The organism is Paenibacillus sp. 7516, assembly GCF_002272715.1.
In the GTDB taxonomy this organism is placed as follows: Bacteria; Bacillota; Bacilli; order Paenibacillales; family Paenibacillaceae; genus Paenibacillus; species Paenibacillus illinoisensis_A.
On sequence record NZ_NPBI01000003.1, the window covers coordinates 42,487 to 54,250 of the forward strand.

Consider the following 11,764-nt stretch of genomic DNA (forward strand, 5'->3'; position numbering starts at 1 on the left):
ACTAGTTAACCGAAATCAAAGCAGCTGATCCATATGATCAGCTGTTTTTGATTTACTTCTAACCTAACGAAAGCACAGCGTCTGAGCTAGAGATGACTCAATAATATTGTTATATGAATAGCATCCCTATTGAAAATAGCTGCATCAAATCCATAATATTCAATTTATTTAGTAACTTTTTCCGTATTCGAGCGTTTAATAGTATGACTTTTAATAGATTGAAATTTGCGAGGGAGCGAAAGGGGAAGAAATAAAGAATGAATCTGAAGAGGAATATGTCCATAGTTACCGCTGTAGCTGTACTTCAAGCATTTACAGTTGGTTCGGCGAGCGCACAACCCGTGGATCAAGGGGAAGCAGCAGTTGTAACGCCTGCCAAAGTAGAATCCGTAGAGGTCATGAAGATAGAACAGCCGAGTACCGAGAATGAAGTGAAAATAAAAAGCAGCACATCATCAAAAGCTGAATCTACTGTAGAAGACACGGAAGCCTCCAAATCAGCAGTCGTGGAGACAACACCGGCGGCAGAAAATGATCCGGCTGCTATTGATCAAGCAACAACAACGAATGAATCCGAGGAGGGTTCCACGATTCAGGAAGGAACTGCCGAGGATGACAAGACGCCAGCTACTCCAGCTCAAGTCGAGCAGCCTGCAACAGGTACTGCTGCCGGAACGCCGGGTGGAGACCTTACATTGTACATGAACAGCAATAAAATGGAGCAGGATGGGAATACGTTTCTTGCCGGCCAGCCAATGACTGTCAAAAACGGTGTATCCTATGTTGCGATTCGTGCACTGGTGGATCGTGTGGGATACGGAGTTAAATACGATAACAAAACCAAGGAGACCATTATTATCAGTGGGGACAATGAGCTCCGATTCAAAACAAACAGCAAGGTTTATACCGTTAATGGTGAGTCCAGAACGATGAAAGGCCCTGCATATCAGCAAAAAAATACGTTTATGGTGCCGTTAACTTCCATTACTCAAGCTCTGAACATTTCCTACAAAGTGAATCAGTCGGCGAAAACCGTTGTGCTCAATTTACATAAGAAACCTGTTGCAAGCTTTGTGATTTCCCAAAAGGAAATTTTTGCGGGAGATACAGTGGATTATGTGACTTCCTATAGTTCTCCAAACGGTCTTGAGATCACGAACGAACGCTGGACAGGTCGTCAGGATTCGTTTGATCAAGCGGGTACATATACCATTTCATATCAAGTTCAGGATTCAAACGGCCAGTGGAGCGATCCCTATTCGGTTACAATTCAAGTTTTGCAGCCTAATCTTCCACCTGTAGCCATGTTCACAACGGACAAGGACCAATATAAAATGGGTGAAAAAATAACGTACATGGATCAAAGTACAGATGATGAAGGCAAGATTGAGAAAACGGTTTGGGATAACAATCCGCTTGCATTCTTTGAACCTGGACCACAAACGGTGACCTTGACCGTCACAGACAACCATGGGGCAACTGATACGTATTCCAAAGTCATAAACATAACCAATGAGACGTTATATAATGTTTCGGATTTTAATTTACTTTTCACACCGGTTGGACAGAAATTTACCTTCAATGGTGGCGAAGTGACTTCCATGGAGAAAGTACCTTATACGTATAGGGATGAGGCAAGTCTGCTCATTCGCAGCAACAGTCCGGAAACGGTTAATACGGAAGGTATTGTGTACCAAGAGTCTTCTTCGGGGCAGACGCGCTTCATGATTCACCATGTGAACAATACAGGCAAAAGAGTAAAAATGTATGTTATTGCAACAAATAACAACCCATATCCGGCAGTATTTGAACAGCAAAATATGGGCTTCGCAGGACCTACTCCGTTTGCTACCGTAGCCGGGAAATTGTCTATTGATAAATGGTTCAAGTCAATACAGGCTGGTGCCGATCAAAAGAAAGAATATTTTGAACCTGGGGAAAGTAAACTGATTTTGACCGAACTCAATAAAACTCCGATGAAAGAAGGACAAGTGATCTCATTGTATTCGGATGCATTCAGCGATTATTCCCTGGATTATAACGTTATTCTGGTCGAAGAAAATAAAGATCCGTTCGAAGCGTTACCAACATTGCCAGTACTCGATCGTGACGGTGTGCACAACCGTGGCACATACCCGAATGCAACTCGTGTTATAACGTACGACCAGCAAGTTGGAGCCACGCCGGCACGCTTACCTCTTGGAGACAATGCAAGTGACCCGAATTTGGTTGGAACAGATCCGATGGCTTACACGGATGCATCCAATGCAGGTAACTTTGGAGTCTTATACAAAATCACGTTAAGCAATGTTGCTCCGCGTACACTGATCTCGTTTAACCCACGTGGAGGAAAGTACTTTGGAGTAGCTCTTGTGAACGGTCAAGTTGTACAAATTGTCGATGGTAGCTTATCGATCAATACGTCCAGTGAACAAAGCGTACTTTACCGAACAGGATCCTCTTCGGAGAGTGTAACGATTCTTTTCTCAGCAGCGCCAGGAAGCAACCTGCCAGTTAACCTGCTCTTTACACCGCTCCCAATGGAGAAGTAATGTAGTTGATCTTATGGACTAGAGTGGTAACAAATAAATTGTTAGGCTTTAAGCATTGAAAGAAGGGACTCCTTAGGGAGTCTTTTCTGTTATACAATCGCTGTTAGAAGAATTTGACGGCAGGGTAGTAGAATAGTCTGTTAAAGCTAAATTATCTCTATTACGAACGATATAGGGGGGGGATAACAACGATGGCATTTCCTGATCCCACATGGGCAAGGTTAGGATTCATGGAGCCACCGGATTTTCATAATTCCGGCCATAATATTGGAGTAGTAATCATTGATAAAATAAAACCCCATCATACGATTCGCCACCTGGGTGACCGAATGAAGTACGTAACTGTCCAAAATGATTTAACTATAAATTGCAATAATATTGCATTCCAATCTTCAGGCGAGGTAGATGAGGAAGTCGGTGAACATGGCTTAATGACATTATTAACCCTGTCTCATAAACCTTTCTCTTTAGAAGGAAAAACACATGTAGGTCTTTCTCCTGCTGCAAACTTTATTGTGCTTGACCATGGTGCTTTCAGAGAAGGTGAAGGTGAGCGTTTAAAATATGGAATGGATTGGGTCCTGAAACAGCCAAACTGGAATATTAAAATTATTTTATGCACAGGTTGGCATGCTTCGGATAATCCTGTACTCCTACAGAAAACTCATAAAAATTCAACAGTTCAAGCTTTAAATTCTGCAGTCCAAAGAGGTTTGATGGTCATCTGTTCAAACGGTAATACCAGATTGGGGAACATTATGCCGCCTATCGAATATTTCACTGTGGGCGGCTTCAATGATCGTGGAAAGGCGGAGCGTCACCTGCATTTGCCTTATCCCGATGAGCCGTTTGGCAAGAATGGAGATGGTCATTTCAGGCCAGATATTCTAGCTCCAAGAGTATACCTAACGCTTCCTTTCTGTGAATGCAAGGAGAGAGAAGAACAGGTATCATATTATTGGGGAACTTCCGGTGCAGCAACACTCGTAACGGGTATTGCTGCGTACTTATTTTCTAAATATCCAGAATTAGATTCAAAAAAATTACGTAGTAAATTGATTGAAAATGCTGATCCAATAGAAGATTACAAAAATAATGCACCAAGAATAAATGTAGGTAATGTAATTCATAGTTTAGAAATGCAGGTCAACCTGAAAAAAGCAAACCAATGTGTATCGAGTGTCCGTATTGCTGGCGATGACCATTCTATAGAATCTTTAAATGATATTGAAAGGGGGTTAGCTTTATCTAAACTTGTTCAACAACAAATCGTAACTCGACAAGAATTATGGAAGTATGCTGAAGATGAATCCGATGTAATAAGGAAAATTGCAGTCTACGCCTTAGCTAAACCAGAAGACGAAAATGAGAGAAGGCTCTATTGGAAACGATTAAGCGAGGAAAGCGAGGGAGGAGTGCGCGGTTGGTATGCGCACGGATTGTTACAAAATACGAATGAATCAGAAGTATCCAAGTGGATTCCATGTTCCACAGATAGCAATTGGGCAGTCCGTTGGTCTGTTAGTGAATACTTAGCTAGATATGTTGAATCCTTTCCTCAATTGGAAAAGACGCATGATCCGGATTTGATACAAGAAAAGGCAAGTAAGGTACTGCAGTGGTTAAAAAAAATCCAAGGATTTAATGTGAAGAAGAACAGGATTGAAAACGGTCTATAAAATTCGCTAATAGGACGTAAGGATCTTCATAAGATGGACCAAGCTCGGCAGTTTCAGACCGTTTCCTTACATGTTACATATCTTTCATATTGAATTGCATACGTGCGAGCATGTCGGTCATCATGGCAACTTCTTCCTCACTGAAATCAAGCAGCATCTGATGAACGAACTGGTTACGATCCTGTTTGAAGTTGGCTATATGCGTGAGTCCATGTTCCGTTAACCGAACGAAGGTTTCTCTTTGGTCAATGGGATTTCGTCTTCTTGAAACGAGACCATCTGCTTCCAGCTGTTTCAAATGGCGTGTAATGGCAGCACTATCGATGTGAATGGCTTTTTGCAAATGGCTTTGAGTCACCTCTTCATGAATGTAGAGATGATACAGCAGAACATATCGTGAGGAACTGATCCCCGTACAACGTTCAAATTTGGGTTTCAGCTGATTGCTTATATTTTTAAGTAGAATTAATAGGTTTTCTTGCTCCAAAGAACAATTCATGTGTGCCCCTCCTTGAATGGTGCCGAATATCTTGGAAAAGCAGCCTGGTAACCAAGGCACATCTCTTCCAAGACATTCAGCAGCTAAAGGCAACTATATCACAATGTGATGGCTTCTCGCATCATGGCAAGCAGCTAATTGATTTAAGCCCAGAATGTAGTTTCTTCTGCTGGCAGGCGGTAGGAGGTATATCCCTCGCTCGCAGCTTTACCAATTGTCAGCAGCATGACTGGTACATAACGTTCTTTATCCAATCCAAACACTTCGGCAATTTGATCCTTTTCATACCCACCAATTGGATTGGTGTCATATCCATGCGCACGGGCAACCAGCATCAATTGCATGGAAACCAGACCGGAGTCAAGCATAATGACATCGTTCATTTCAGCATCAGACATGCTGTTATAGATCGGTTTGAATGCATTCAACTGAAAGTCCTTCACATCCTGTGGCATTAATCCGAGCTCAACGGCTTTTCCATAAATGTTTTCGGCATAATCGAAGTTATTTTTGTCTGCAAACACGGCAATAACAGCTGAAGCTTGAGCTACTTTTTCTTTGTTGAAGCGGGACAGCGGAACGAGTTTGTCTTTTCCCTCTGGTGTATCCACAACAAGGAAACGCCAAGGTTGCATGTTAATGGAGGAAGGAGCAGTGCTCGCTTCGTTGATCATTTGAGTCATTTCTTCTCTGGTAATTTTGACGGATGGATCATACGTCTTAATCGAGCGGCGTCCGTATATAATTTCATTAAAATCGTTTGTTTTTTGAGATGGTTTCATAATCATTTCTCTCCCTTTATCTATTAGTTGATGCATCAATATTTGACTAGTCAATAGTTGATATGTCAAATATAATTGAATTCTTGAATCATTTCAACCTTTTTATTATGTTAAAATCTAGCAAATCATGAGATAAACGATTGCATTGTTCAATTGCACAATAAGAAAATAAGCGTTTGTCGAATGTAGTTAATTAGAATTGAACTGGCGAATTTAAAGTGATGAGAAGAAGAGGGGATGGTCGAAATGAAGACAATTAAGGCTATGATGGAGCATCTGTACTGGGCCGACGGACGAATCTTGGACGCGCTTGAGAAAAGTGAGACGAGGAACAAAGACCTGTTAAAGCTGATTAGGCATGTCGCGGTTGCAGAACGTGTCTGGCTATCCCGATTGCTTGGCAAGAATAGCGGGCAGTATACGTTGTGGGAGGAGGTTGAAGACCTCTCGGTGATCCGGTTGATGTTCGAAGAAAACGCCAAGCAATATCGCGTCTATATGGAAGGACTTGAAGAATCCCGGTTGGACGAAATGCTTGACTACGCGAACCAGAGCGGGGTTCTCTTTCAAACGTCTGTCAGGGACATCCTGTCACAGGTTATATTACATGGGCAATATCACCGGGGACAGATCAACCAAGCGCTTCGAATTGAATCGGCAGAACCTGTCCCAATCGATTACATCACGTTTGCGAGGCTATAAGAGGAGCTAACACTCAATAGATTGAAAGGAATTGGGTTTAACATATCGATTAGCGGTAGCTCAATAAAAACGAGAAGATTTACGGGGAATGACAGCTGATAGCTCAACTGTTTGAAAAAATAGCAAGGAGCTTCTGCTGCTAGCTCCTTGCTTAAATACTCGACTATAACTCCAAAATCGACTGTGCCCTTCTAATCTAATCGGCACAGCGTTTTTTTTCGTTGCATAATAATATTTTTTTGAAGGTAGGGTTTCTTCAGAAAGACAAGATCAGCGGGAAGAGATTAGACAATTCCCTTGTCCATCGCTTTGCCGATCAGCGTAGCAAAAAGGCTGTTCGACCAGGCGAACCATTCACGTGAAAAGTCAGAGGGATCATCGGGGTGGAAGCCTTCATGCATATACCCGGTATCTGCATCAGTCCTGATCAGCATATCGATTAATTCCTTCATTTCCTCATCGTTATCTGCTGTTAGCGCCTGCATAGACAGTGCCATATGCCACACATAACCTCCTGGCGTATGCGGACTGCCAATACCTTTGGCATGTTTACCTTCGAAGTAGAAGGGATTGTCGAAACTGAGAGCAAATCGGCGGGTGTTTTGATATATTTCATCCTCCACCCCTACATAACCAATATACGGAATAGATAGTAATCCAGGTGTGCCAGCATCATCCATCAGGGAAAAGTTCCCGAATCCATCTGTTTCATAGGCATAGATTCGACCGTATTTCGGATGATTCACAATCCCGTATGTCCGGATGCCGAAGTCAATTTCCTTGCGCAGCTTCGCTGCTCGGGCAGCCAGTCTTTCGTCCTTAAAGATGACGCTGGCGATCTCGCGGATATACTCGAGAATCACCACAGCGAACATGTTGGAGGGGATGTTGTAGCCGAATTCGCAGCTGTCATCACTCGGGCGGAAGCCCGACCAGCTCATGCCGGTGTAGTTGACAGGCATGCCGCGTCCGTTATTATGCAACGTCTCCGTATCCTGAAGCGTCTGCCGGATAAAATGGTAGGGCGACTTTTCTCCGTGGTACTGCTCCGTTTCAATAACGTTCACAATGGAGCTGAGTGCTTGGTAGCAATCGGTATCAAAGATATCGGTTTGCTCCACCTCCTTCCAGTACATATAAGCCAGCTGAACGACAAAACAGAGGGAATCCAGCTCGTATTTGCGCTCCCACATCCAGGGATTTAAATTGCAATCATCCGTAGCCCGGTAATGCTTGTCGCTTGCTGTTTCATTGAATGCATTCGTGTACGGGTCGATATTCACATAGAACATTTGCCGGGCAATCAGGCCGCGGAGAATCCGCTGAAGCTCAGAGTCGTTTTTGGCAAACGGAATGTAGTGGCGCACCTGCTCCGTAGAATCGCGCAGCCACATGGCTGGGATATCGCCAGTAAATACAAAAGTGGTGCCGTCTTCAAGCAGCTTGGTTGTCGTTTCAAGTGTATTGGGGAAGCAGTTGCGAAACAGTTTTTGCAATTTGGGATGATGGGCAAGCCGTTCGTCGGCCTCATTCAAGTACTCGATAATGGAAGCTGGCAGGTTCATAGTCAAACTCCTCCTACGTAGTTAGGGTAAGGTAGCAAGCACGGTTCATAATGGAAACCTTCTGATATTATCAGTCCGTATGGTAGCCTTGGCATTCGTAGCAAATGTTTGCATACTTGCCCGTTGATCACAATATGTAACTTTTGCAGCTTAAAGAGAGGTTCATAATTCACACATATTATCCATGTTTCATCCGGGGACATTTGAATTACAGCAAGTCTGAAAGTACTGCAGCAGCGCGGTTTTATGCACTTTTTAACATGACAATGCACAACCTACATATTTACGGTGTCAGCAAGGTTTCACTACAATTTGAATTGTAAGCGCTAGCATAGGGGAGGTCAGCTAAATGCAAAGCGGATACAAATTTATTTTATGTAACGAAAAAAACCATAGAGAGGAGTGGGAGAATGAAGGTGAGTCATGCTGCAGTATCCGTAAAACCTTCATTAAAGAACAAATCCCTTGGCAAAAGAATCTGGAAAAATTGGGAGCTTTATTTGTTCATGCTTCCCGCGTTGTTGTATTTCCTCGTTTTTCATTACGGCCCGATGTACGGCATTCAGATTGCTTTTAAGAATTTCGTACCTTCAAAAGGAATTACAGGCAGTGAATGGGTTGGCTTTGACCATTTTGAACGATTCTTCAATTCCTATTTCTTTTGGGATCTGCTCTGGAACACGTTCAGCATCAGCTTTTATGAGCTTGCGATCGGGTTTCCACTTCCGATTATTCTGGCGCTAGCCTTTAATGAGGTGCGGAACGGTCCGTTCAAGAAATCGGTTCAGACGGTAACCTATGCTCCGCATTTCATTTCCGTCGTTGTTATGGCGGGGATGATCATTACCTTTCTGTCGCCTTCCAGTGGAATGATTGTCCGGCTCATCGAATTCCTGGGCTTTCAACCAGCACAATTTCTGACGGATCCGGCCTGGTTTAAGACAATTTATGTTTTCTCGGGGGTCTGGCAGAGTACCGGGTGGGGTACGATTATTTATCTCGCGGCTCTGTCTGGCGTAGATCCCCAGCTGCATGAAGCGGCCATTATGGATGGGGCGAGCCGGATTAAACGGATGCTGCATATCAATCTGCCGACAATTGTACCCACCATTACAATCATGCTGATCTTAAATATGGGTAATATACTGGGCCTTGGCTTCGAGAAAATTCTGCTGCTGCAGAATTCACTCAATATGGAAGCCTCCGATGTCATCTCCACCTATGTCTACCGCGCCGGTCTGGTGGATGCCCAGTATAGCTTCTCAACGGCTGTGGGTTTGTTTAACTCGGTAATCAACGTTATTTTGCTAGTTACTGTCAATCAGATTGCCAAACGTACCAGTGAGAATAGCCTCTGGTAGGAAGGAGTTGAAGTCTATGGTAACTGCCATGAAAGAGTCCAGAGGGGACAAGCTGTTTGTGATCTGTACCTATATTTATTTGGTTCTTGCTCTGCTGGTTGTTCTCTATCCGCTGATCTATATTCTCAGTGCTTCCATCAGTTCGCCGCAGGACGTCAATTCGGGAGCCATGTGGCTGTTTCCGAAGAATGTGACACTGGACGGTTACAAGCTTGTTTTTGATAACCCGAAGATATGGAACGGTTATTTGAACACGATTATTTATACGGTGGTAGGGACTCTGGTTAATCTCGCCGTTACGCTGCCAGCCGCGTATGCCCTCAGCAGATCCGATTTTGTAGGACGCAATCTGTTCATGGGTCTCATTCTGTTTACGATGTTCTTCAGCGGCGGTCTCGTGCCGACGTATCTGCTGGTCAAGAACCTTGGACTCATCAACAGCATGTGGGCATTGATTCTGCCGGTGGCTGCTTCAGTTTGGAATATTGTCGTAGCCCGCACCTTTTTTCAGACGACCATCCCCAAAGAACTGCAGGAAGCGGCTCATATGGATGGCTGTACGAATCTGAAGCTGTTCATCCGCATAATTCTGCCGCTATCGGCACCCATTATAGCCGTTATGGCCCTATTCTATGGAGTAGGCCACTGGAACAGTTATTTCCCGTCCCTGATCTATTTGAATGATGAAGCCAAGTATCCGCTGCAGATGGTTCTGCGCCAGATCCTTGTCCTTCAGGAGATGTCGGCCGAAACCACGGGCGCTTCGATCAATAGCGAGGTGGCGACCGCCATGAACAATAAGGCTGAAACGGCATCATTAATCAAATATGGAGTCATTGTGGTCTCCACGCTGCCGATCGTGGCGGTCTATCCATTCCTGCAGCGTTATTTTGTCCAAGGGGTCATGATTGGCTCTGTTAAAGGTTGAATCATTAGAATGTGTATATAACAAGGGAGGAATTATTCATGCAGACCACACGCAAACCATGGAAACTTCTGTTGTCTTCGGCTCTAGTTCTTACACTGCTGGCAGGCTGCAGTAATGCTGACAAAGGAGCAGGAGATAACAGTACCGGAGCTGTTGCTGTGAATAAAGAGGGTTTCCCGATTGTTAATGAATCCGTAACTCTTACGCTGATGGCGCCGGATGTAGGGATTCAGAACTGGGAGAACATGAAAGTGCTCCAGCAGATGCAGGAGAAGACGGGCATTAAGCTGGAATACAGGAATGCACCGAAGGACAGCTTCGAGACCAAGAAGAATCTGGTGCTCGCCAGCGGGGATTACCCGGATATTCTCTATGCTGCCGGTTTGACCACTGCAGAGCAGATGAATTATGGAGAGCAGGGCATCCTCGTTCCTCTGGAGGATCTGATTGAAGAATACACTCCGAACTTCAAGGCCTTGCTGGATGAGAATCCGGATGTCCGCAAATCCATTACAGCACCGGACGGGCATATTTATTCTTTGCCGGTAGTAGAACTCAGTCAGCATTGGTATCGCAACCCAATGTGGTACAACGGGGACTTCCTGAAAGCATTAAATATCGATAAGCTTCCCGAAACGACAGAAGAGCTGTATACCTACCTGAAGCGTGTGAAGGAGGAAGATCCGAACGGCAACGGTATCGCCGATGAAATTCCGATATCCTCGGTGACAACACCTGCTGCCAACCTCCGTGATATCCGTACCTGGCTGCTTGGCGCTTTCGGTATTTATGAAGAAGAAATTTACGTGGACGATAACGATAAGGTGCACTATACACCGCTTGAAGAAGGATATAAGGAATATTTGACCTATATGAACCGTCTGTGGTCCGAAGAGCTGCTGGATCATGAGAGCTTCTCGCAGACGGCGGAGCAAAAGAAGGCCAAGGCACAGAACAACCAGGTCGCACTCTTCTCCGACTGGCATGCCTACATGTCCAAAGGCGGAGAGCCTTCGACGGCAGATCCGATGTTTGCACCTGTCCGCAGCGAATCGGTGGCTGCTCCGGCAATTGCGAAGAACAGAGGCATTACAACGGGTGCCTTTGCCATTACGGAGAGCAATCCGGCGCCGGAAGCCTCCATGCGTTGGGTGGATTATCTCTATTCCTATGAAGGTGCCATGTTCTTCAACAAAGGGCCAGAGGGCATTCTCTGGGAATACACCGACAAAGAAAACCGGGTCAAGAAATACTTGCCTGTTCCGGATGGAAAGGAAATGGAAGATTATCGGGCGACTCTGACACCTAACTACGGTATTCCTGCTCCAACCCTGTCCATGGATGATATTAGTAAAGGGCTGAAGACAGACTTTGATCTCTGGGTAGAGAAGGAAACGGAGCAGAAGCTTCTTGATAAAGGCGCTCGGATTCCGTTCCCAACACTGTTCCTGACCGTGGAAGAGCAGACGGAAATCAGCAACCTGAATTCGGATTTGAGCACATATGTGAAGCAGATGGAAGCGAAGTTCATCACCGGTGCAGAGCCGCTAACCAGTTGGGACAATTATGTGGCGACCGTCAAGAAAATGGGCGGAGAACGTGTGGCTGAAATTAATCAGGCTGCGTATGACCGCTGGAAATCCAACTAATCAAGCCCTGTGTAAACTATACCTTGAACATGAATCCCAGGAGGAAC

The 11,764-nt window shown here is 44.7% G+C and carries 9 protein-coding genes; 6 read left to right on the top strand and 3 right to left on the bottom strand.

Going from position 1 to position 11,764, the window contains the following annotated elements:
- Positions 1-257 precede the first annotated feature (257 nt).
- Entirely contained in the window at positions 258-2,552 is a 2,295-nt protein-coding gene (locus CHI14_RS01825) for a stalk domain-containing protein (protein WP_095286725.1), read from the top strand.
- Between the two features lie 191 nt (positions 2,553-2,743).
- Entirely contained in the window at positions 2,744-4,231 is a 1,488-nt protein-coding gene (locus CHI14_RS01830) for a S8 family serine peptidase (RefSeq protein WP_095286726.1), read from the top strand.
- Between the two features lie 73 nt (positions 4,232-4,304).
- Here CHI14_RS01830 and CHI14_RS01835 read toward each other — a convergent pair whose 3' ends face one another.
- Both CHI14_RS01835 and CHI14_RS01840 read right to left on the bottom strand, forming a co-directional pair.
- Entirely contained in the window at positions 4,305-4,730 is a 426-nt protein-coding gene (locus tag CHI14_RS01835; protein WP_095286727.1) for a MarR family winged helix-turn-helix transcriptional regulator, read from the bottom strand.
- Positions 4,731-4,873: 143 nt separating this feature from the next.
- On the bottom strand, positions 4,874-5,512 hold the full coding sequence (locus CHI14_RS01840; protein ID WP_095286728.1) for a nitroreductase family protein: 639 nt from the start codon (positions 5,510-5,512) through the stop codon (positions 4,874-4,876).
- A 246-nt stretch (positions 5,513-5,758) separates the two neighbouring features.
- On the opposite strand from CHI14_RS01840, the gene CHI14_RS01845 reads away from it, so the two are divergent.
- A complete protein-coding gene (locus tag CHI14_RS01845) occupies positions 5,759-6,214 on the top strand; it encodes a DinB family protein (RefSeq protein ID WP_095286729.1) in 456 nt (151 codons plus the stop codon).
- A 284-nt stretch (positions 6,215-6,498) separates the two neighbouring features.
- Here CHI14_RS01845 and CHI14_RS01850 read toward each other — a convergent pair whose 3' ends face one another.
- The gene (locus tag CHI14_RS01850; protein WP_095286730.1) at positions 6,499-7,779 is read right to left on the bottom strand and encodes a glycoside hydrolase family 125 protein; all 1,281 of its coding nucleotides are present in this window, start codon (positions 7,777-7,779) and stop codon (positions 6,499-6,501) included.
- Positions 7,780-8,189: 410 nt separating this feature from the next.
- On the opposite strand from CHI14_RS01850, the gene CHI14_RS01855 reads away from it, so the two are divergent.
- Genes CHI14_RS01855 through CHI14_RS01865 form a run of 3 tightly spaced genes read left to right on the top strand, consistent with a single transcriptional unit; the run spans position 8,190 to position 11,717 of the window.
- Positions 8,190-9,140: an ABC transporter permease gene (locus CHI14_RS01855; RefSeq protein ID WP_095286731.1), complete on the top strand. Its 951-nt coding sequence runs from the start codon at positions 8,190-8,192 to the stop codon at positions 9,138-9,140.
- Positions 9,141-9,156: 16 nt separating this feature from the next.
- On the top strand, positions 9,157-10,068 hold the full coding sequence (locus CHI14_RS01860; RefSeq protein WP_095286732.1) for a carbohydrate ABC transporter permease: 912 nt from the start codon (positions 9,157-9,159) through the stop codon (positions 10,066-10,068).
- Positions 10,069-10,106: 38 nt separating this feature from the next.
- The gene (locus CHI14_RS01865) at positions 10,107-11,717 is read left to right on the top strand and encodes an extracellular solute-binding protein (protein WP_095286733.1); all 1,611 of its coding nucleotides are present in this window, start codon (positions 10,107-10,109) and stop codon (positions 11,715-11,717) included.
- Positions 11,718-11,764: the final 47 nt, after the last annotated feature.